The sequence below is a fragment of the Streptomyces sp. NPDC017979 genome (assembly GCF_044328175.1).
Lineage (GTDB): Bacteria > Actinomycetota > Actinomycetes > Streptomycetales > Streptomycetaceae > Streptomyces.
In genome coordinates, this window is record NZ_JBIRGU010000010.1 from 16318 (window position 1) to 35571 (window position 19254).

22 protein-coding genes are annotated in these 19254 nt (G+C 73.7%); 17 read left to right on the forward strand and 5 right to left on the reverse strand.

The window, feature by feature from the left end:
- The first annotated feature begins 41 nt into the window (after nucleotides 1-41).
- The 6 genes from ACH4E8_RS23915 to hisF are packed head-to-tail and all read left to right on the forward strand — an operon-like array spanning nucleotide 42 to nucleotide 4023.
- Nucleotides 42-1154, forward strand: a complete 1113-nt coding sequence (locus ACH4E8_RS23915; RefSeq protein ID WP_398451877.1) for a histidinol-phosphate transaminase — start codon at nucleotides 42-44, stop codon at nucleotides 1152-1154.
- Nucleotides 1151-1744, forward strand: coding sequence for an imidazoleglycerol-phosphate dehydratase HisB (gene hisB / locus ACH4E8_RS23920; RefSeq protein ID WP_398451340.1), 594 nt, complete (start codon nucleotides 1151-1153; stop codon nucleotides 1742-1744). Before ACH4E8_RS23915 ends, hisB begins: the two co-directional genes overlap by 4 nt.
- A complete protein-coding gene (locus ACH4E8_RS23925) occupies nucleotides 1741-1905 on the forward strand; it encodes a hypothetical protein (protein ID WP_361548149.1) in 165 nt (54 codons plus the stop codon). The genes hisB and ACH4E8_RS23925 overlap by 4 nt, the downstream gene beginning before the upstream one ends.
- Entirely contained in the window at nucleotides 1902-2546 is a 645-nt protein-coding gene (gene hisH / locus ACH4E8_RS23930) for an imidazole glycerol phosphate synthase subunit HisH (protein ID WP_398451342.1), read from the forward strand. The genes ACH4E8_RS23925 and hisH overlap by 4 nt, the downstream gene beginning before the upstream one ends.
- Nucleotides 2543-3271 carry a bifunctional 1-(5-phosphoribosyl)-5-((5-phosphoribosylamino)methylideneamino)imidazole-4-carboxamide isomerase/phosphoribosylanthranilate isomerase PriA gene (priA, locus tag ACH4E8_RS23935; protein ID WP_398451344.1) on the forward strand — a complete coding sequence of 243 codons (729 nt, stop codon included), beginning with the start codon at nucleotides 2543-2545 and terminating at the stop codon, nucleotides 3269-3271. Before hisH ends, priA begins: the two co-directional genes overlap by 4 nt.
- Nucleotides 3268-4023, forward strand: a complete 756-nt coding sequence (gene hisF / locus ACH4E8_RS23940) for an imidazole glycerol phosphate synthase subunit HisF (RefSeq protein WP_398451346.1) — start codon at nucleotides 3268-3270, stop codon at nucleotides 4021-4023. Before priA ends, hisF begins: the two co-directional genes overlap by 4 nt.
- Before the next feature lie 443 nt (nucleotides 4024-4466).
- Here the strand turns inward: hisF and ACH4E8_RS23945 are convergent, their stop codons facing one another.
- A complete protein-coding gene (locus ACH4E8_RS23945) occupies nucleotides 4467-5105 on the reverse strand; it encodes a TIGR03085 family metal-binding protein (protein ID WP_398451348.1) in 639 nt (212 codons plus the stop codon).
- A 131-nt stretch (nucleotides 5106-5236) separates the two neighbouring features.
- On the opposite strand from ACH4E8_RS23945, the gene hisI reads away from it, so the two are divergent.
- The 11 genes from hisI to lgt all read left to right on the forward strand — a co-directional run bounded on the left by hisI (nucleotide 5237) and on the right by lgt (nucleotide 14364).
- Nucleotides 5237-5638 (forward strand): phosphoribosyl-AMP cyclohydrolase, encoded by a 402-nt coding sequence (gene hisI, locus ACH4E8_RS23950; protein ID WP_398451350.1) that lies wholly within the window; start codon nucleotides 5237-5239, stop codon nucleotides 5636-5638.
- Nucleotides 5639-5655: 17 nt separating this feature from the next.
- Nucleotides 5656-7215, forward strand: a complete 1560-nt coding sequence (locus ACH4E8_RS23955; protein ID WP_398451879.1) for an anthranilate synthase component I — start codon at nucleotides 5656-5658, stop codon at nucleotides 7213-7215.
- A gap of 6 nt (nucleotides 7216-7221) precedes the next feature.
- Nucleotides 7222-7902, forward strand: a complete 681-nt coding sequence (locus ACH4E8_RS23960; protein WP_398451352.1) for a TIGR02234 family membrane protein — start codon at nucleotides 7222-7224, stop codon at nucleotides 7900-7902.
- Between the two features lie 168 nt (nucleotides 7903-8070).
- Nucleotides 8071-8349, forward strand: coding sequence for an HGxxPAAW family protein (locus ACH4E8_RS23965; protein WP_398451354.1), 279 nt, complete (start codon nucleotides 8071-8073; stop codon nucleotides 8347-8349).
- A 103-nt stretch (nucleotides 8350-8452) separates the two neighbouring features.
- Nucleotides 8453-8926 (forward strand): DUF2752 domain-containing protein, encoded by a 474-nt coding sequence (locus ACH4E8_RS23970; RefSeq protein WP_398451356.1) that lies wholly within the window; start codon nucleotides 8453-8455, stop codon nucleotides 8924-8926.
- A 148-nt stretch (nucleotides 8927-9074) separates the two neighbouring features.
- Complete coding sequence (gene trpC, locus ACH4E8_RS23975) at nucleotides 9075-9884, forward strand: indole-3-glycerol phosphate synthase TrpC (RefSeq protein ID WP_398451358.1); 810 nt, start codon at nucleotides 9075-9077, stop codon at nucleotides 9882-9884.
- A gap of 13 nt (nucleotides 9885-9897) precedes the next feature.
- Nucleotides 9898-10092 carry a tryptophan biosynthesis modulator TrpM gene (gene trpM / locus ACH4E8_RS23980; protein ID WP_398451360.1) on the forward strand — a complete coding sequence of 65 codons (195 nt, stop codon included), beginning with the start codon at nucleotides 9898-9900 and terminating at the stop codon, nucleotides 10090-10092.
- A gap of 197 nt (nucleotides 10093-10289) precedes the next feature.
- Nucleotides 10290-11528: a tryptophan synthase subunit beta gene (gene trpB, locus ACH4E8_RS23985; RefSeq protein WP_398451362.1), complete on the forward strand. Its 1239-nt coding sequence runs from the start codon at nucleotides 10290-10292 to the stop codon at nucleotides 11526-11528.
- Nucleotides 11525-12337, forward strand: a complete 813-nt coding sequence (gene trpA / locus ACH4E8_RS23990) for a tryptophan synthase subunit alpha (protein ID WP_398451364.1) — start codon at nucleotides 11525-11527, stop codon at nucleotides 12335-12337. The genes trpB and trpA overlap by 4 nt, the downstream gene beginning before the upstream one ends.
- 87 nt (nucleotides 12338-12424) lie before the next feature.
- The gene (locus ACH4E8_RS23995) at nucleotides 12425-13261 is read left to right on the forward strand and encodes a DsbA family protein (protein ID WP_398451366.1); all 837 of its coding nucleotides are present in this window, start codon (nucleotides 12425-12427) and stop codon (nucleotides 13259-13261) included.
- A gap of 167 nt (nucleotides 13262-13428) precedes the next feature.
- Nucleotides 13429-14364 (forward strand): prolipoprotein diacylglyceryl transferase, encoded by a 936-nt coding sequence (gene lgt, locus ACH4E8_RS24000; protein WP_398451368.1) that lies wholly within the window; start codon nucleotides 13429-13431, stop codon nucleotides 14362-14364.
- A 359-nt stretch (nucleotides 14365-14723) separates the two neighbouring features.
- Here the strand turns inward: lgt and ACH4E8_RS24005 are convergent, their stop codons facing one another.
- Genes ACH4E8_RS24005 through ACH4E8_RS24020 form a run of 4 tightly spaced genes read right to left on the reverse strand, consistent with a single transcriptional unit; the run spans nucleotide 14724 to nucleotide 19187 of the window.
- Nucleotides 14724-15533 carry an HpcH/HpaI aldolase/citrate lyase family protein gene (locus tag ACH4E8_RS24005; RefSeq protein WP_398451370.1) on the reverse strand — a complete coding sequence of 270 codons (810 nt, stop codon included), beginning with the start codon at nucleotides 15531-15533 and terminating at the stop codon, nucleotides 14724-14726.
- Nucleotides 15530-16756: a CaiB/BaiF CoA transferase family protein gene (locus tag ACH4E8_RS24010; RefSeq protein WP_398451372.1), complete on the reverse strand. Its 1227-nt coding sequence runs from the start codon at nucleotides 16754-16756 to the stop codon at nucleotides 15530-15532. Before ACH4E8_RS24010 ends, ACH4E8_RS24005 begins: the two co-directional genes overlap by 4 nt.
- Nucleotides 16753-17673, reverse strand: a complete 921-nt coding sequence (gene rbsK / locus ACH4E8_RS24015) for a ribokinase (RefSeq protein ID WP_398451374.1) — start codon at nucleotides 17671-17673, stop codon at nucleotides 16753-16755. The genes ACH4E8_RS24010 and rbsK overlap by 4 nt, the downstream gene beginning before the upstream one ends.
- Nucleotides 17670-19187: an ADP-ribosylglycohydrolase family protein gene (locus tag ACH4E8_RS24020; protein ID WP_398451376.1), complete on the reverse strand. Its 1518-nt coding sequence runs from the start codon at nucleotides 19185-19187 to the stop codon at nucleotides 17670-17672. The genes rbsK and ACH4E8_RS24020 overlap by 4 nt, the downstream gene beginning before the upstream one ends.
- Nucleotides 19188-19254: the final 67 nt, after the last annotated feature.

Consider the following 19254-nt stretch of genomic DNA (forward strand, 5'->3'; position numbering starts at 1 on the left):
AGCGCACGACGCCCGACCGGCGCACGCCCGTCGTCGGCCGGGTGCGGATCGACGACCTGCCGGTCCGGGACGAGCTGCGCGGCAAGTCGCCCTACGGTGCGCCCCAGCTCGCCGTCCCCGTCCAGCTCAACACCAACGAGAACCCCTACCCGCTGCCCGAGCCGCTCGTCGAGCGGATCGCGGAGCGGGTGCGCGAAGCGGCCCGCGGGCTGAACCGCTACCCCGACCGGGACGCGATCGAGCTGCGCACCGCCCTCGCCGCGTACCTCACCCGCACCGCGGGCCACCCCGTCACCGTCGCCCAGGTGTGGGCGGCCAACGGCTCCAACGAGGTCATCCAGCAGCTCCTGCAGACCTTCGGCGGCCCCGGCCGCACCGCCATCGGCTTCGAGCCGTCGTACTCGATGCACGCACTGATCGCCCGCGGCACCGGCACCGGCTGGCTCTCCGGCCCCCGCAACGACGACTTCACCATCGACGCCGAAGCCGCCGTGGCGGCCATCGCCGAGCACCGGCCCGAGGTGGTCTTCGTCACCTCGCCCAACAACCCCACGGGCACCGCGGTCGACGCGGACACCGTCGTCGCCGTGTACGACGCGGCCCAGGCCGCCCGGCCCTCGCTGGTCGTCGTCGACGAGGCGTACGTGGAGTTCAGCCACCGCCCCAGCCTGCTGCCGTTGATCGAGGGCCGCCCGAACCTGGTCGTCTCCCGGACGATGTCCAAGGCGTTCGGCGCCGCCGGGCTGCGGCTCGGCTACCTCGCCGCGGACCCGGCCGTCGTCGACGCCGTCCAGCTCGTCCGGCTGCCGTACCACCTCTCCGCCGTCACCCAGGCCACCGCGCTCGCCGCGCTGGAGCACACCGATACCCTGCTCGGGTACGTCGAGCAGCTCAAGACCGAGCGGGACCGCCTGGTCGTCGAGTTGCGCGCGATGGGCTACGAGGTGACCGAGTCCGACGCGAACTTCGTCCAGTTCGGACGGTTCGACGGCCCGGACGGGGCGCACCGCGCCTGGCAGTCGATCCTCGACCGGGGCGTCCTCGTCCGCGACAACGGCGTCCCCGGCTGGCTGCGGGTGACCGCGGGCACCCCCGCCGAGAACGACGCGTTCCTGGACGCCGCCGCAGAGTTGAAGAAGGAGCAGAGCACATGAGCCGCGTTGGGCGGGTCGAACGCACGACCAAGGAGACCGCCGTCGTCGTCGAGATCGACCTCGACGGCACGGGCAGGACGGATGTGTCGACCGGGGTCGGCTTCTACGACCACATGCTCGACCAACTCGGCCGGCACGGACTGTTCGACCTCACCGTCAAGACCGACGGCGACCTGCACATCGACACCCACCACACCATCGAGGACACCGCCCTCGCCCTCGGCGCCGCCTTCAAGCAGGCCCTCGGCGACAAGGTCGGCATCTACCGCTTCGGCAACTGCACCGTGCCGCTGGACGAGTCGCTGGCCCAGGTCACCGTCGACCTCTCCGGCCGCCCCTACCTGGTGCACACCGAGCCGGAGAACATGGCGCCGATGATCGGCACCTACGACACCACGATGACCCGGCACATCCTGGAGTCCTTCGTGGCGCAGGCGCAGATCGCGCTGCACGTCCACGTCCCGTACGGGCGCAACGCCCACCACATCGTCGAGTGCCAGTTCAAGGCGCTGGCCCGGGCCCTGCGCTACGCCAGCGAGCGCGACCCGCGCGCCGCCGGCATCCTCCCCTCCACCAAGGGAGCGCTGTGAACGGCCTGTCGACGATCCTGATCGCGGTCGGGATCTTCCTGCTCAGCGGCGTGTACGCCTTCGTCAAGCAGGAGCAGCCCAAGGGCGTCGTCGTGCTGCTGTCGATCGGCGCGGCCATGGCGCTCGTCGCCGGCGTCATGCGGCTGGACGTGTGGTCATGAGCGCCCGGCGCAAGTCCGTCGTCGTCTTCGACTACGGCTTCGGCAACGTCCGCTCCGCCGAGCGGGCCCTCGCCCGGGTCGGCGCCGACGTCGAGATCACCCGCGACTTCGACCGGGCCATGAACGCCGACGGGCTGCTGGTGCCCGGCGTCGGCGCCTTCGCCGCCTGCATGGGCGGGCTGCGCGAGGCCCGCGGCGACTGGCTCGTCGGCCGCCGGCTCTCCGGCGGGCGGCCCGTGCTGGGCATCTGCGTCGGCATGCAGATCCTCTTCTCCCGCGGCATCGAGCACGGCGTGGAGAGCGAAGGGCTCGACGAGTGGCCCGGTACGGTCGGCCCGCTGAAGGCCCCCGTCGTCCCCCACATGGGGTGGAACACCGTCGACGCCCCCGCCGACAGCGCCCTGTTCGCCGGCGTCCCCGACGACGCCCGGTTCTACTTCGTGCACTCCTACGCCGTGCACGACTGGGAGCTGGAGATCACCAACGCCGCGATGCGCGCGCCCCAGGTCACCTGGGCCACCCACGGCGAACGCTTCGTGGCCGCCGTGGAGAACGGCGCGCTGTGGGCGACCCAGTTCCACCCCGAGAAGTCCGGCGACGCCGGTGCCCAGCTCCTGACCAACTGGATCGGAACCCTGTGACCACGCTCGAACTCCTCCCCGCCGTCGACGTCCGCGACGGCCAGGCCGTACGTCTCGTGCACGGCGAGTCCGGTACGGAGACCTCCTACGGCTCCCCGCTGGAGGCCGCCCTCGCCTGGCAGCGCGCCGGCGCCGAGTGGCTGCACCTGGTCGACCTGGACGCCGCGTTCGGCACGGGGGACAACCGGTCGCTGATCGCCGAGGTCACCGCGGCGATGGACATCAAGGTCGAGCTCTCCGGCGGCATCCGCGACGACGCCTCGCTCGCCGCGGCGCTCGCCACCGGCTGCACCCGGGTGAACCTCGGCACCGCCGCGCTGGAGACCCCCGAGTGGGTCGCCAAGATCATCGCCGAGCACGGCGACAAGATCGCCGTCGGGCTCGACGTGCGCGGCACCACCCTGCGCGGCCGCGGCTGGACCCGGGACGGCGGCGACCTCTACGAGACGCTGGCCCGCCTCGACGCCGAGGGCTGCGCCCGCTACGTCGTCACCGACATCAACAAGGACGGCACCCTCCAGGGCCCCAACCTGGAGCTGCTGAAGAACGTCTGCGCCGCCACCGACAAGCCCGTCGTCGCCTCCGGCGGCGTCTCCTCCCTGGACGACCTGCGGGCCATCGCCGGCCTCGTCCCGCAGGGCGTCGAGGGCGCGATCGTCGGCAAGGCGCTGTACGCGAAGGCGTTCACCCTGGAAGAGGCCCTGGCGACGGTGGCGTCCGCATGAGCCTCGCCGTCAGGGTCATCCCCTGCCTGGACGTGGACGCCGGCCGGGTCGTCAAGGGCGTGAACTTCCAGAACCTGCGGGACGCCGGCGACCCGGTGGAGATGGCGAAGCTGTACGACGCGGAGGGCGCGGACGAACTCACGTTCCTCGACATCACCGCGTCGTCCGGCAACCGGGAGACCACCTACGACGTGGTGCGCCGCACCGCCGAGCAGGTCTTCATCCCGCTCACCGTCGGCGGCGGGGTGCGCTCCGTGGCGGACGTTGACCGGCTGCTGCGGGCCGGCGCGGACAAGGTGGGCGTCAACACCGCGGCGATCGCCCGCCCCGAGCTGATCCAGGAGATCGCGGAGCGCTTCGGCAGCCAGGTGCTGGTGCTGTCGGTGGACGCCCGCCGCACCGCGTCCGGCGCCTTCGAGGTCACCACTCACGGCGGCCGTCGCAGCGCCGGGATCGACGCGGTGGAGTGGGCGCACCGCGCGGCGGAGTTGGGGGCCGGGGAGATCCTGCTGAACTCCATGGACGCGGACGGCACGAAGGACGGCTACGACACCGAGATGATCGCGGCGGTCCGCCGCCATGTGACCGTCCCCGTGATCGCGAGCGGCGGCGCGGGCCGCGTCTCGGACTTCGCCCCGGCGGTGGAGGCGGGAGCGGACGCGGTGCTGGCGGCGTCGGTCTTCCACTTCGGCGACTTGCGGATCGCGCAGGTGAAGTCGGCGCTGCGGGATGCGGGGCATCCGGTCCGCTGAGGTTGCCGCTGCGCTGTGCTCGGCGCCAACGACTGCGACCACCTCGCGAGCGCGCCCCGGTGACACCCCCGCCGTTTCCCTGCGGGGCCGTTGGTCTCCGCAGACCGTGGTGGGTTTCTCGCGCAGTTCCCCGCGCCCCTGAGTGGCTGAGCCCGTCGTTTTCCTGCGAGTGGCCCACCCTACGCCCGCAGGGCGTGGGGGGACCCCAGTGCCCCTGAGTTGCTCGACCCGAGGGTCTTTAGGGGCGCGGGGAACTGCGCGACAAGCCACGATGTGCCCGCGGGGATCGAACTGTCCGCTGGGCTACGGCGGGGTGTCGAGGGGCGCGGGGAACTGCGCGACAAGCCCACCACCGGGCCGCGGAGACCAACGGCGGGCAGGTCAGGGGCGCGAGGAACTCGCCACCGCGGGGAACGCGCCACCAGGGCGCGCGGGGCGCGAAGTTACATGGGGAGGCCCAAGTGGGAGCCGCGGACCTTGTCCACGACGTCCTGCTCGCCCTCCACGTCCACCTGCGCAACCTCCTGCCGCCCGAACGCGAACATCGTCAGCTCGCCCGGCGAACCCGTCACCGTCACCACCGGCGCACCCCGGTGCGCCACCACCGTCTGACCGTCGGGACGGCGCAGCACCAGGCCGGCGGGGGACTTGCGGCCCAGCAGCCGTGCCGCCTTCTCCAGCCGGGACCACAGCGCGTCCTCGAACACCCGGTCCAGCGGGCGCGGGGTCCAGTCGGGCTGGGCCCGGCGGACGTCCTCGGCGTGGACGTAGAACTCGACGGTGTTCGCCGCCTCGTCCACCTGCTTGATGCCGTACGGCGACAGCCGCGGCGGCCCGGTGCGGATGAGCTGGAGCAGTTCTTCGTAGGGCTTCGCCGCGAACTCCTCCTGCACGCGCTCCAGCCGCCCCTTGAGCGCACCGATCAGGATGCCGCCGGCCGCGTCCGGGCGGCGCTCGCGCACCACCACGTGGGCCGCCAGGTCCCTGGTCCGCCAGCCACCGCACAGGGTCGGTGCATCGGGGCCGACGCCTTCGAGGAGGTCGGCGAGGATGAGCCGTTCGCGCTTCGCATGGGTCGACATGTCCGCCAGCGTACGGCGGGCCGACCGCCTCCGCCCAGCGACCCGGCACCCGTCCACCGCCCGGTCCACCGCCGGGTCCGTCCAGTGGACGGACCACCCGCCCGTCGCACCCGACGCGGCACAATGGCCGCATGACCAGCCGCGTCCCCGAAAGCTCCCTCGACCCCGCGGTCGCCGCCCGCCTCAAGCGCAGCGCCGACGGGCTCGTGCCCGCCATCGCCCAGCAGTACGACACCGGAGAGGTGCTCATGCTCGGCTGGATGGACGACGAGGCCCTGCACCGCACCCTCACCACCGGACGCGCCACGTACTGGTCCCGCAGCCGGCAGGAGTACTGGGTGAAGGGGGACACCTCCGGACACGTCCAGCACGTGAAGTCCGTCGCCCTCGACTGCGACGCGGACACCGTGCTCGTCAAGGTCGACCAGGTCGGCGCCGCCTGCCACACCGGCGACCGCACCTGCTTCGACGCGGACGTGCTGGACGCGCTGGACGTACAAGGCGCACTGCCCGGCGAAACGCCCGGAAAGTAGGGTCCGGCCCCATGACCATGGACCTCGACACCTTCCGCAAGCTCGCCGCCGACCGCCGCGTCATCCCCGTCAGCCGTCGGCTGCTCGCCGACGGGGACACCCCCGTCGCGCTCTACCGCAAGCTCGCCGCCGAACGCCCCGGCACCTTCCTGCTGGAGTCCGCCGAGAACGGCAGGTCGTGGTCGCGGTACTCCTTCGTCGGGGTGCGCAGCGCCAGCACGCTCACCGAGCGGGACGGCCAGGCCCACTGGCTGGGCGCCCCGCCCGTCGGCGTCCCCGCACACGGCGATCCGCTCGCCGCGCTGCGCGCCACCGTCGAGACCCTGCACACTCCGGGGGACCCGGACGCCGGCATGCCGCCCTTCACCGGCGGCATGGTCGGCTACCTCGGCTACGACGTGGTGCGCCGGTTGGAGAAGATCGGCCCCGGCGAGCGCGACGACCTGAAGCTGCCCGAGCTGACGATGCTGCTCACCTCGGACCTCGCCGTACTGGACCACTGGGACGGCACCGTCCAGTTGATCGCCAACGCGATCAACCACAACGACCTGGACACCGGCGTCGACGAGGCGTACGCGGACGCCGTCGCCCGGCTCGACGCCATGGAGCGCGACCTGGCGCGCCCGCTGGCCTCCGCGCCGGTCGCGCTGCCGCCGTCCGAGCTGCCGCCCTTCACCGCGCTGTGGGGCGGGCCCGAGTACCAGGACGCCGTGGAGGACGTGAAGGAGCGGATCCGCGCCGGCGAAGCGTTCCAGGTCGTGCCGTCCCAGCGGTTCGAGACGCCGTGCGCGGCGAGCGCCCTGGACGTCTACCGGGTGCTGCGGGCGACCAACCCCAGCCCCTACATGTACCTGTTCCGCTTCCCCGACAGCGACGGCGGCACCTTCGACGTGGTGGGCTCCAGCCCCGAAGCGCTGGTCAAGGTGGAGGACGGGCGCGCCCTGCTGCACCCCATCGCCGGCACCCGGCCGCGCGGCGCCACCCCGCAGGAGGACCACGACCTCGCCGAGGAACTGCTGGCCGACCCCAAGGAGCGCGCCGAGCACCTGATGCTCGTCGACCTCGGCCGCAACGACCTGGGCCGGGTCTGCGAGCCCGGCACCGTCGAGGTCGTCGACTTCATGTCGATCGAGCGCTACTCGCACGTGATGCACATCGTCTCCACGGTCACCGGCGAGGTCGCCGCCGGCCGCACTGCCTTCGACGTGCTCACCGCCTGCTTCCCCGCCGGCACCCTCTCGGGGGCGCCCAAGCCCCGCGCGATGCAGATCATCGACGAGTTGGAGCCCTCCCGGCGCGGGCTGTACGGCGGCTGCGTCGGCTATTTGGACTTCGCCGGGGACTCGGACACCGCGATCGCCATCCGCACCGCCCTGCTGCGCGACGGCACGGCGTACGTCCAGGCCGGTGCGGGCGTGGTGGCGGACTCCGACCCCGTCGCCGAGGACACCGAGTGCCGCAACAAGGCCGCCGCGGTGCTGCGGGCCGTGCACACCGCCAACCGGCTGGCCGCCGCGGCGACGACCAGCGCGAACGGCGACGGCCGGAGGGCGGCTGCGGAGCCCGCGGGCGGGTAAGGGATAGTGGGGTGCGTGAGCGCTGTTCCCGTACCCCAGCCCCGCGCCGGGGCTCACTCCTCCCAAGCCGCAGTCGCCGCGAAGAACGCGGACACCGGCCGGCGGACCCTCGGCGCAGCCCTCTTCCTCGGTGCCGTCGGCGCCACCGTCGTCCTGCTCGCCGCCGGCCAGACCTGGGCGGAGGGCGGTGCGGCGGTCCCCGGCGGGACCCTCCCGGTGGACGTCGACGGCGGTGAGGTCACCGGCGTCCCCACCGCACTCGCCATCGTCGGCCTCGCCGCCCTGGTGGCCGTCTTCGCGGTGCGCCGCAAGGGCCGGCTGGTGGTCTCCGGGCTGCTGACCCTCAGCGGCGCCGGCGCGACCGCCGCCGCCCTCTTCGGCGCCGGCGACTCCGACGCGCTCGAAGCGCAGGCGGCCAAGTACACCAGCGACACCGCCGCCGCCGTGTCCGGGGTGACGCACACGCCCTGGCCGTACGTGACGGCCGCGGCCAGCCTGCTGATCCTGCTCGCCGGGCTGCTGGCCCTGCGGTACGGCAAGCTCTGGCCCGCGATGTCCGGCCGCTACGAGCGCGACGGCACCCCCCGGCCCCGCAAGGCGCCCGCGGTCGACCCGGACCGCCCCGAGGACGTGTGGAAGGCCCTCGACCGCGGCGAGGACCCCACCGACCCCGCCCGGGACGCCTGACCGCCACCAGAACTGTCAGACGCGTCACCCTGCCTCCCGACCACGGATGGAGTACGGGACAATGGAGGACGGAAGGGTCTGACGACCCCACCCCCGGAGCGCGACGGACCGACGCCGCGTTCGCAGTACCCCGCGCGTCAGCGCGCACTCAGCAACGAGGAGCAATTCATGGCGGGCAGCGCCCACGGACACGGACACACCCCGGCCGCCTGGACCGGCGTCACCATCTCCTTCATCGGCTTCTGCGTCGCCGGTGTCTTCATGGTCGCGGCGAACCCCCTCGGGTTCTGGGGCGGCATCGCGATCACGCTCGTCGGCGGCGTCGTCGGCTACGGCATGAAGGCCGCCGGCCTGGGCGCCCAGAAGGAGTCCGCGGAGCGCAAGCAGGCCCGTGAGCAGGCCGGCCGCGTGGTCGCCGAGCGCGTGGCCGCCCAGTCCACCGTCTGACCACCCCCTCCAGGCCCGCGGGCGCCCCCGCGGCCGTACGACGCGAGGCGCAGACCGGCACCGCCGGGCTGCGCCTTTTCGCACGAGCGGGGAGAATCGCACGGTGATCCCACCGACCGCGCCCCCGGCGCCTTCCACCCCGCCCGAGACCGGTGCCGCAGCCCGGCCCGCGCCCCTCGCGCGGCGGCTGGTCGCCCCGCTGGCCACCCTCGCCGCCGCCGGCGCCGCCTTCGCGTACGTCGGCGCCGTCGACCCGAACGAATCCGGTCACTATCCGACCTGCCCGCTGCTCGCCGTCACCGGCATCTACTGCCCCGGCTGCGGCGGGCTGCGCAGCGCCCACGCCTTCGTCCACGGCGACCTGGCGACCGCCTTCGGGGCCAACGCGGTCGCCGTCGTCGGCTACGGCATCTTCGCCGTGCTGTGGACGCTCTGGCTGGTCCAGGTGGTCCGGGGCACCCCCGGCGCCACCTGGAAGATCACCGTCCGGCCCCTCGTGTGGTGGCTGGCGGGCGCGGCGGTGCTCGTCTTCAGCGTCGTACGGAACCTGCCCTTCGGCTCCGCGCTGGCCCCGTGAGCGCCGCACCCGGCCGGAAACGGCCCGTGACGCGGTCCCAGTCAGTGGGACGGCGGACCACCGGATGCGAAGTCCGGGCCGTCCTGCGGATACCATCGAGATGGTTGATCCCTGACCATCATCACCGTCCCGGAAGGGGGCCGCTCGCGTGAGTGTGCTCGACGAGATCATCGAAGGCGTCCGCGCCGACCTCGCAGAGCGGCAGGCGCGGGTCAGCCTCGACGAACTCAAGGAGCGCGCGGCCAAGGCGCCCGCCGCCAAGGACGGCGCCGCAGCGCTGCGCGGCGAGGGCGTCACGGTCATCTGCGAGGTCAAGCGCTCCAGCCCGTCGAAGGGCGCGCTGGCCGCGATCGCCGACCCCGCCGGACTCGCCGCCGACTACGAAGCGGGCGGCGCGGCCGCGATCTCCGTCCTCACCGAGGAGCGCCGCTTCGGCGGCTCGCTGGCGGACCTGGAGGCGGTGCGCGCCCGGGTCGACGTCCCGGTGCTCCGCAAGGACTTCATCGTCACCTCGTACCAGCTGTGGGAGGCCCGGGCCTACGGCGCCGACCTCGCCCTGCTGATCGTGGCCGCGCTGGAGCAGGAGGCCCTGGTCTCCCTGATCGAGCGCGCCGAGTCCATCGGCCTGACCCCGCTCGTCGAGGTCCACGACGAGGACGAGGTGGACCGTGCCGTCGACGCCGGCGCCCGGGTCATCGGCGTGAACGCCCGCGACCTGAAGACGCTCAAGGTCGACCGCACCACCTTCGAGCGGGTCGCCCCGGAGATCCCGGCGAGCATCGTCAAGGTCGCCGAGTCCGGCGTGCGCGGGCCGCACGACCTGATCGCGTACGCCAACGCCGGCGCGGACGCCGTCCTCGTCGGCGAGTCCCTGGTGACCGGCCGCGACCCGAAGACGGCCGTCGCCGACCTCGTCGCCGCCGGCGCCCACCCGGCGCTGCGCCACGGCCGCAACTAGGACGCGAACTCCCATGCCCGTCGTCAGCCCTCCCGCGCCGGCCTCCGGTGACGCGTACGCCCGCCTCGCGCGCGGCTGCCGTCCCCGGGGCTGCCGCGCGCCGGCGCGGCGGGTGCACGGGCGCAGGGTGCGCTATGTGATCGGCTCCGAGCCGGGCCAGGTCAACGGGATGCGATGGCCTGCGGCCGCCGCCCGCGCGGTCCGCTGAGACGACCGGATCGGCCCCCTGTGCTTGCGGGCACGGTGGCCCCTGTCGCCCCGGGTCGCTGCCCGGCCGTTCGTCGTGACCGCACGCCCGCGGTGTCGTCGACGGTCGCACCGGTGCGCGCGGGCGACGGCCCCGTACCGGCCCATCGATCCATCCACCCTTGAGCGGGGGCACAACGCCCCCAAGGAGTACGTCGGATGTCCTCTGACTTCTTCATTCCGGACCCAGCAGGTCAGGTCCCGAGCGCCGCGGGCTACTTCGGCGCCTTCGGCGGCAAGTTCATCCCCGAGGCCCTGGTCGCCGCGGTCGACGAGGTCGCCGTCGAGTACGACAAGGCGAAGGCCGACCCCGCGTTCGCGGCCGAACTCGGCGACCTCCTCGTCCACTACACCGGCCGCCCCAGCCCGCTGACGGAGGTGACCCGGTTCGCCGAGCACGCCGGCGGGGCTCGGATCTTCCTCAAGCGGGAGGACCTGAACCACACCGGGTCCCACAAGATCAACAACGTGCTGGGGCAGGCACTGCTGACCAAGCGCATGGGCAAGACGCGGGTGATCGCGGAGACGGGCGCCGGCCAGCACGGCGTCGCCACCGCCACCGCGTGCGCCCTCTTCGGCCTGGACTGCACCATCTACATGGGCGAGGTCGACACCCAGCGCCAGGCGCTGAACGTCGCCCGGATGCGGATCCTCGGCGCCGAGGTGATCCCGGTCTCCTCCGGCAGCAGGACCCTCAAGGACGCCATCAACGAGGCGTTCCGCGACTGGGTCGCCAACGTCGACCGCACCCACTACCTCTTCGGCACGGTCGCCGGCCCGCACCCCTTCCCGGCGATGGTCCGCGACTTCCACCGCGTCATCGGCGTCGAGGCGCGCCGCCAGGTCCTGGAGCGCGCGGGGCGCCTCCCGGACGCGGCCGTGGCCTGCGTCGGCGGCGGCTCGAACGCCATCGGGCTCTTCCACCCCTTCGTGCCGGACGCCTCCGTCCGGTTGATCGGTTGCGAGGCCGCGGGCCACGGCGTGGACAGCGGCGAGCACGCGGCGACGCTGACCGTGGGCGAGCCGGGCATCCTGCACGGTTCGCGCTCGTACGTCCTCCAGGACGACGAGGGCCAGATCACCGAGCCGTACTCGATCTCCGCCGGGCTCGACTACCCGGGCATCGGCCCCGAGCACTCGTACCTCAAGGACATCGGACGGGCCGAATACCGCCCCGTCACCGACGACCAGGCGATGCAGGCGCTGCGGCTGCTGTCGCGCACCGAGGGCATCATCCCGGCGATCGAGTCCGCGCACGCGCTCGCCGGCGCCCTGGAGGTCGGCCGGGAGCTGGGCCCGGAGGGGCTGCTCGTGGTCAACCTGTCCGGCCGCGGCGACAAGGACATGGACACCGCCGCCCGCTACTTCGGGCTGTACGACGGGGAGGACGCGAAGTGAGCGGTAACGCGACGCTGCTCAGCGAGACGCTGGCCGCGGCGAAGGCCGAGGGCCGCGCCGCCCTGATCGCCTACCTCCCGGCCGGGTTCCCGACCGTGGACGGCGGCATCGAGGCGATCAAGGCCGTCTTCGACGGCGGCGCCGACGTCGTGGAGGTGGGGCTGCCGCACAGCGACCCGGTCCTGGACGGGCCCGTCATCCAGACCGCCGACGACATCGCCCTGCGCGGCGGGGTGCGGATCGCGGACGTGATGCGCACGGTCCGCGAGGCGCACGCCGCCACCGGCAAGCCCGTGCTGGTGATGACGTACTGGAACCCCATCGACCGCTACGGCGTGGCCCGGTTCACCGCCGAGCTGGCCGAGGCGGGCGGCGCCGGCTGCATCCTGCCGGACCTGCCGGTCGAGGAGTCCGACCTCTGGCGCGAGCACGCCGCCAAGCACGGCCTGTCGACCGTCTTCGTCGTCGCGCCCAGCAGCCAGGACGCCCGCATCGCCCGGATCGCCGAGGCCGGGTCCGGCTTCGTCTACGCGGCGTCGCTGATGGGCGTCACCGGCACCCGCGAGTCCGTGGGCGCCCAGGCGGAGGACCTGGTGCGGCGCACCCGGGCCACCACCGACCTGCCGGTCTGCGTCGGCCTCGGGGTCTCCGACGCCGTCCAGGCCCGCCAGGTCGCGGCCTTCGCGGACGGCGTGATCGTCGGATCGGCGTTCGTCCAGCGGATCCTCGACGCGCCGGACGCGGCGGCCGGTACCGCGGCGGTGCGGGAGCTGGCCGCCGAGCTCGCCGCGGGCGTGCGCGCGGGCTGAAACGGACGCTTCTCGTACGGATCGCTCGTACGGGTGGATCTGGGACCGGGGAGGCGCGGGTGCGCCTCCCCGGTTCGTTTGCGGGGTGTGAGCGAGAAGAATCAGGGACCGAAGAGGACCGCGCGCGAGCGCATGCAGCAGGAGCGCGAGAGGGAGAAGGCGCAGGAGAAGCGGCGGCGCCTGCTGGTGGTGTCCGCGGGCGTCGTGGGCGTCCTCGGGCTGGCCGCCGTGGTCGGCGTCGTCGCGGCCAACGCCGACAAGGGCAGCAAGAGCGGCAAGAGCGGCAACAACACCGCGGGGCCGCTGCTGGCCCCCGCGGGGGCGGAGGGCAAGGAACAACTCGCCATCCGCGTCGGCGCACCCGACGCCCCCTCCACGCTCACGGTGTGGGAGGACTTCCGCTGCCCCGTCTGCGCCCAGTTCGAGAACGTGCTGCGGGACTCCATCCAGGACCTGGAGAAGTCCGGCGACCTCAAGGTCGAGTACCACTTCGCGACGATCATCGACGGGAACATGGGCGGCAGCGGCTCGCTGCGCGCGGCCAACGCGGTGGCCTGCGCCCAGGACGTCGGCAAGTTCGCCCCGTACCACGACGTCCTGTACCGGAACCAGCCGCCGGAGCCGGACGACGCCTTCGCGGACAACGACAAGCTGATCGACCTGGCGAAGAAGGTCGACGGCCTGGACACCCCCGGCTTCCGCAGCTGCGTCCAGGACGGGACGCACGACTCCTGGGTCGCGAAGTCGAACAAGGCGTTCGCCGACGGCCGCTTCCAGGGCACCCCGACGGTGCTGCTCAACGGCGAGTCGATCTTCCCGACGAAGGACGGCGAGCAGATCTCCCCGGAGAACCTGAAGAAGTGGGTCACCGAGGCGAACAAGGGCAAGGAACCGGGCAAGGAGACGGGGAGCGCGACCCCGTAAGGAAGCGCTCGCGGAGCGTTGCGGCCCCGTGCCGCGCCTGGGCAGTGCGCCGGTTCTCCGCCGGCTCGCCCGGGCGCGCACGGGGCCTTCGTGTGCGCAGAGTTATGCAGAAGTTGCCGGGGGAGGTTGTCGCTCCCACTGCTAAGCAAGGTAGCGTCGGACCTGCCATGGACCTTGCCTACATTCCCAGCCCGTCGTCCGGCGCGATCCACCTCGGACCGCTGCCGCTGCGCGGCTACGCACTGTGCATCATCATCGGCGTCTTCGTGGCCGTCTGGTACGGCAACAAGCGCTGGATCGCCCGCGGCGGCAAAGCCGGCACGGTGGCCGACATCGCCGTCTGGGCAGTGCCCTTCGGCCTCGTCGGCGGCCGGCTGTACCACGTCGTCACCGACTACCAGCTGTACTTCAGCGAGGGCAAGAACTGGGTCGACGCCTTCAAGATCTGGGAGGGCGGCCTCGGGATCTGGGGCGCGATCTCCCTCGGTGCGGTCGGCGCCTGGATCGGCTGCCGCCGCCGCGGCATCCCGCTGCCGGCCTACGCCGACGCGCTCGCGCCGGGCATCGCCTTCGCGCAGGCGATCGGCCGCTGGGGCAACTGGTTCAACCAGGAGCTGTACGGCAAGCCGACTGACCTGCCGTGGGCGCTGAAGATCAGCGAGGGGACGAACCGCGAGGCCGGCCTCTACCATCCGACGTTCCTGTACGAGTCCCTGTGGTGCATCGGCGTCGCGGTCCTGGTCATCTGGGCGGACCGTCGCTTCAAGCTGGGCCACGGGCGGGCCTTCGCCCTGTACGTGGCGGGCTACTGCGCGGGTCGCGGCTGGATCGAGTACATGCGGGTGGACGAGGCGCACGAGGTCCTGGGCCTGCGGTTGAACGTCTGGACCGCGATCGTGGTGTTCGTGCTGGCGGTGGCGTACATCGTGATCTCGTCCCGGCTGCGGCCGGGGCGCGAGGAGGTCGTCGAGCCGGACGCCAAGCCCGAGGGCGCCCTGGCTTCCGCTGATGCGGAAGGCGACGCGGAAGGCGACGCGGACCCCAAGCCCGAGTCCCCCGCGCAATCCCCGAGCTCCCCGACCCCAACGGAAGCCCAGAAGTAGCCCCCTGCGGAGTCTGTTCGCGCCCCTGTGCCCTGCGGGTACGGGGGCGCGGCGCTGTCCTGACGCACTCGCCGTTTCCCTGCGGCATCGCTGGTCTCCGCGGACCGTGGGCGGCTTGTCGCGCAGTTCCCCGCGCCCCTAAAGGCTCCACCTGCACCGGGTTGCCTGTGGAAGTCAGGTGACTGCGGGCAACCCAGGGGCGCTGGGGGTCCCCTCGTGCCCGCAGGGCACAGGGGGCGGAACTGCGCGAGCAAGCCCCACCGGGCCGCAGGGACCAACGCTCCCGCGAGGGACACGGCGAGGGCGTCCAGGGGCGCGGCCGGCCGCAGACGGCAGGGCTCCCCCTGAGGTCGCTCCCGTCAGGGAGCCACTCGGCGGGCCAGGGCGAGGACGCGTTCCGCCGTCGCGACGATCGCCGCGTCCACGAAGCGACCGTCCGGCAACGCCTGCGCGCCCACGTCCCGCGCCGCCGCCCGCACCACCTCCACCGCCGCCGCGATCTCCTCCGGCGTCGGGCGGAAGGCGCGTTCGATGACCGGGAGCTGACGCGGGTGGATCGCCGCGCGGCCCACGAAGCCGAGGGAGCGGCCGTGGGTGCAGGAGGCGTACAGGCCGTCCAGGTCCCGGATGTCCGGGAAGACGGACTGCACCGGCGGCGCCAGCCCCGCCGCCCGCGCGGCGACCACGATCCGGGTGCGCGGCCAGTCCAGCCCCGCCCCGCCGCGTACGCCCAGGTCGGCGCGGAGGTCCGCCTCGCCGATGCCGATGCCGCGGACGGCCGGGTGCGCGCTGGCGATGGCGTACGCGTGCTCGATCGCGAGCGCGGATTCGAGCAGCGGGTAGAGCGGGACGCCGGGTGCGAGGGCGGCGACGGGGGGAATGTCAGTGCCGTGTGTCACCTTGGGAACACGGAGAGCAGCCAGGCCGGGGAGTCCGGTCAGGGTCTCGATCTCTTCGGGTGAGCGGGGGGAGTTGATGCGGACGTGGACGGGCAGCGGCTGCGGGTCGGTGAGGAGTTCGACGGTCGCGGCGAGCGCGTACTTCTTGCGGTCGGGCGCGACCGCATCCTCCAGGTCGACGATCACGACGTCCGCGCCGGAGCCGATCGCCTTGCGCACGACCTCGGGGCGGTCGCCGGGTGCGTAGAGATAGGTGAGGGAGATGTTCATAGCGCGCCCTGGGTGCGGAGTGCGGTGATCTCGTCCGGGCTCAGACCCAGCTCGGTGAGGACGGCGTCGGTGTCGGCGCCGTGGGGGCGGCCGGCCCAGCGGATCGCGCCGGGGGTCTCCGAGAGCCGGAAGAGGACGTTCTGCATACGGATCGGGCCGAGCTCCGGGTCGTCCACCTCGGTGACGGTGTCCAGCGCTCGGTACTGGGGGTCGTCCAGCACGTCCCGGACGTCGTAGACGGGCGCGATCGCGGCCTCCGCCTTCTCGAACGCGGCCAGCACTTCGGAGCGGGGGCGGCGGGCGATCCAGCCACCGACCGCGGCGTCGAGTTCGTCGGCGTGCTCCGCGCGCCCGGCACCGCTGGCGAACCAGGGCTCGTCGACGAGGTCGGCGCGGCCGACGAGCCGCACCACGCGTTCGGCGACGGACTGCGCCGAGGTGGAGACGGCGACCCAATGGCCGTCCGCGGTGCGGTAGGTGTTGCGGGGGGCGTTGTTGCGGGAGCGGTTGCCCAGCCGCGGCTGGACGTAGCCGAGTTGGTCGTACCAGAGGGGCTGGGGCCCGAGGACGGTGAGGATCGGTTCGATGATCGCCATGTCGACGACCTGGCCGCGTCCGGTGGTGGCGCGGGCCGCGAGCGCGGTGAGCACGGCGTAGGAGGTGGCGAGGGCCGCGATCGAGTCGGCGAGACCGAAGGGAGGGAGCGTGGGCGGGCCGTCGGGCTCGCCGGTGGCGGCGGCGAAGCCGCTCATGGCCTCGGCGAGGGTGCCGAAGCAGGGGCGGTGGGAGTACGGGCCGAACTGCCCGAAGCCGGTGACCCGGGTCAGGACCAGCCGGGGGTTGGCCCGACTGAGTTCGTCCCAGCCCAGGCCCCAGCGCTCCAGCGTCCCGGGGCGGAAGTTCTCGATGACGACGTCCGCGGTGGCGGCCAGCTTCAGCAGGGTGTCCCGGCCGCCGGGGGAGGACAGGTCGAGCGTGACGGTGCGCTTGTTGCGGCCGAGTAGCTTCCACCACAGGCCGACGCCGTCCTTGGCGGGGCCGTGGCCCCGGGAGGGGTCGGGGCGTTCGGGGTGCTCGACCTTGATCACCTCGGCGCCGAAGTCACCGAGCATGGTGGCGGCGAGCGGGCCGGCGAAGAGCGTCGCGAGGTCCAACACGCGCAGCTCGCGCAGCGGGGCGTGGGGGGCGGGAGGCGTGGGCGTCGTGTGCGGCGTGGGAGTCATGGGGTGTCGTCCTCCGGGGCGTGGGTCGGGGCGAAGGACGCGTCGATCTCCGGGCGGTACGGCATGGAGGTGGACGCGCCCTCGCGCTGGACGCAGAGCGCCGCCGCGCAGGACGCCCAACGCAGGGCTTCGCCCACGGGCCGGCCCTCGCCGAGCGCCACCGCGAGCGCACCGGTGAAGGTGTCGCCCGCGCCGGTGGTGTCCACGGCTCTCACCAGCGGCGCCGGCACGACGGTCGGCGCGCAGTCCCGGCTGGCGTGCAGACAGCCCGCCGCGCCCAGGGTGATCACCACCTCGGGCACCTGACGCAGCAGCGCCTGCGCCGCGCCGAGCGGGTCGGCGACGCCGGTGAGCTGCGCGGCCTCGTGCTCGTTGGGCACCAGCAGATCGGTGACGGCGAGCAGTTCGGGCGGCAGCGGCTGGACGGGCGCGGGGGTCAGCACGGTCCGCACGCCGTGGCGATGGGCCGCGGCCGCGCCGTCGAGCACGGCGCTGAGGGGGAGTTCGAGTTGGAGCAGCAGCAGGTCGGCGGCGGCGATCAGGGTCTCGTCGCCGGGGGAGAGGGCGGTGACGGTGCCGTTGGCGCCGGGGACGACGACGATCGCGTTGCCGCCGTCGTCGTCGACCACGACGTGCGCCGTGCCGGAGGGGCCGTCCGCGGTGCGCAGCAGGTCGGTGTCGACGCCGGACGCCTCCAGCGCGTGCCGCAGCCGTTCGCCGAAGGGGTCCGAGCCGACCGCGCCGATGACGGCCACGTCCCCGCCGGCGCGGGCGGCGGCGACGGCCTGGTTGGCGCCCTTGCCGCCGGGGACCGTGCGGAAGGCGCGTCCGGTGACGGTCTCGCCGCGCTTGGGCGGGTGGGCGACGTAGGCGACGAGGTCCATGTTGGTGCTGCCGAGCACCACGATCGTCGTCATGGGCGCTGGGCCTCCTGGTGGGTGAGGTGGGCGAGGGCGTCGAAGCCGATCCCGTCGAACGTGCCGACGGAGCTGGCGAGTCGGTTCTTCAGCGGGCCGGTCCACCGTTCGCCGAGGGCCGTGGGGTGGCCGGCGAGCAGGCCGCCGATCGAGCCGGCGGTGGCGCCGTTGGAGTCGGTGTCCCAGCCGCCGGACACGGCGCGGCAGACGGCGCCGCCGAAGTCGCCGTCGGCGTGCGTGAGCGCGGCGGCGAGCAGGGCGGCGTTGGGGACGGCGTGCACCCAGTGGTAGTGCCCGAGGGTCCGGTGGAGCCGGTCCACGACCGCGTCGAACTCCGCTTCGGCGCGGGCCGTTTCGATGCCGAGGCGGACCGCGCCGGCGAGTCGGGAGCCCGGTGGCACCACGGTCAGCCCGGTGGCCAGCGCCTGGTGGACCCCGGCGCCGCCGCCGGCCGCGGCGATCGTCGCGGCGACGAACATCGCCGCGTACACGCCGTTCGCGGTGTGGGTGAGGACGGCGTCCCGATGGGCCTGGGCGGCAGCGGCGCCCGGGTTGCCCGGGTGCGTCCAGCCGTGCACGTCGGCGCGGATGGCGGCGCCGATCCACTCCCGGAAGGGGTTGTGGTGACGGGCCGTTTCGGGCGGCTCCACCCCGGTCAGCAGATTGCGGTACGCGACGCGCTCGGCGGTGAAGGTCCGGCCGGCGGGCAGTTCGTCCAGCCAGAGCGCGGCCACGTCGCGGGTGGTGAAGCCCCGCCCGTACCGCTGGAGGAGCAGGAGGTTGAGCAGCGGGTAGTTGAGGTCGTCGTCCTCGGGCATGCCGTCGATGTTCTCGGCGAGCGAGGTGGCGGCGGAGCGGCGGTTCCAGGGGTGGGCGCGGGCGAGGTCGTCCGGCAGCCCCTCGGCGGTGAACCAGGTCCGCAGCGGCCAGTTCCCGGTCGCGGCGGCGAGCGCCCGGATCCCGGCGAGCGGCAGCTTCTCCACCGGCTTGCCCAGCAGGCACCCGACGGCCCGGCCGAGCCAGGCGGCGTGCAGGGCGTCGATGCGGGCGTGCCCGGGGGAGGCCGGGCGGGGGAGGTGCCGGGAGCCGACCGCAGCGTCCGAGCCGGGCGGTTCGTCGTCCACCGGCCCGCCCTGGCTGCCGCACCGGGGCGCGGCCGGCCAGTCGGGGCACGCGGCGAGGATCGCCGCCAGGTCGGTGGGCTCGCGGTCGGCGCAGTGCACCGGCAGTGCGGCCAACTCGTCCAACAGCCGCTCCGCGAGGGCCCGCAGCCGCGGGGCGGCGGGGCTGGGCGACGCCCCGGCGGCGACGGGCGAGGGCGCGCCACCGGCGTCCCGCCAGGTCTCCGCGACGGCGGCGACGGCCCGCGGATCCCGCCCGTCCTCCGCGGCCTGCCGCAACTCGTGCCCCACCAGGTCCTCCGGCTGCACCCACGTCACCCGCAACGCCCCGCCCCGGCCCACGACCGGCCGCGCCTCCTCGGTCTCCGCGACGGCGGCCACGATCGAGGTCATGCCGCCCCACCTCCCGCGGCGTGCGTGCGCAGGGGGCCGCGGTGTCCGGCGGCTCCGTGCGGTGTCG

Excerpts from the sequence above, each read along its gene's own strand:
- hisB (WP_398451340.1), top strand. The coding sequence starts at position 1,151 with ATGAGCCGCGTTGGGCGGGTCGAACGCACGACCAAGGAGACCGCCGTC.
- hisH (WP_398451342.1), top strand. The coding sequence starts at position 1,902 with ATGAGCGCCCGGCGCAAGTCCGTCGTCGTCTTCGACTACGGCTTCGGC.
- hisF (WP_398451346.1), top strand. The coding sequence starts at position 3,268 with ATGAGCCTCGCCGTCAGGGTCATCCCCTGCCTGGACGTGGACGCCGGC.
- ACH4E8_RS23945 (WP_398451348.1), bottom strand. The coding sequence starts at position 5,105 with ATGTCGACCCATGCGAAGCGCGAACGGCTCATCCTCGCCGACCTCCTC.
- hisI (WP_398451350.1), top strand. The coding sequence starts at position 5,237 with ATGACCAGCCGCGTCCCCGAAAGCTCCCTCGACCCCGCGGTCGCCGCC.
- ACH4E8_RS23955 (WP_398451879.1), top strand. The coding sequence starts at position 5,656 with ATGGACCTCGACACCTTCCGCAAGCTCGCCGCCGACCGCCGCGTCATC.
- ACH4E8_RS23965 (WP_398451354.1), top strand. The coding sequence starts at position 8,071 with ATGGCGGGCAGCGCCCACGGACACGGACACACCCCGGCCGCCTGGACC.
- trpM (WP_398451360.1), top strand. The coding sequence starts at position 9,898 with ATGCCCGTCGTCAGCCCTCCCGCGCCGGCCTCCGGTGACGCGTACGCC.
- trpB (WP_398451362.1), top strand. The coding sequence starts at position 10,290 with ATGTCCTCTGACTTCTTCATTCCGGACCCAGCAGGTCAGGTCCCGAGC.
- lgt (WP_398451368.1), top strand. The coding sequence starts at position 13,429 with ATGGACCTTGCCTACATTCCCAGCCCGTCGTCCGGCGCGATCCACCTC.
- ACH4E8_RS24005 (WP_398451370.1), bottom strand. The coding sequence starts at position 15,533 with ATGAACATCTCCCTCACCTATCTCTACGCACCCGGCGACCGCCCCGAG.
- ACH4E8_RS24010 (WP_398451372.1), bottom strand. The coding sequence starts at position 16,756 with ATGACTCCCACGCCGCACACGACGCCCACGCCTCCCGCCCCCCACGCC.
- rbsK (WP_398451374.1), bottom strand. The coding sequence starts at position 17,673 with ATGACGACGATCGTGGTGCTCGGCAGCACCAACATGGACCTCGTCGCC.
- ACH4E8_RS24020 (WP_398451376.1), bottom strand. The coding sequence starts at position 19,187 with ATGACCTCGATCGTGGCCGCCGTCGCGGAGACCGAGGAGGCGCGGCCG.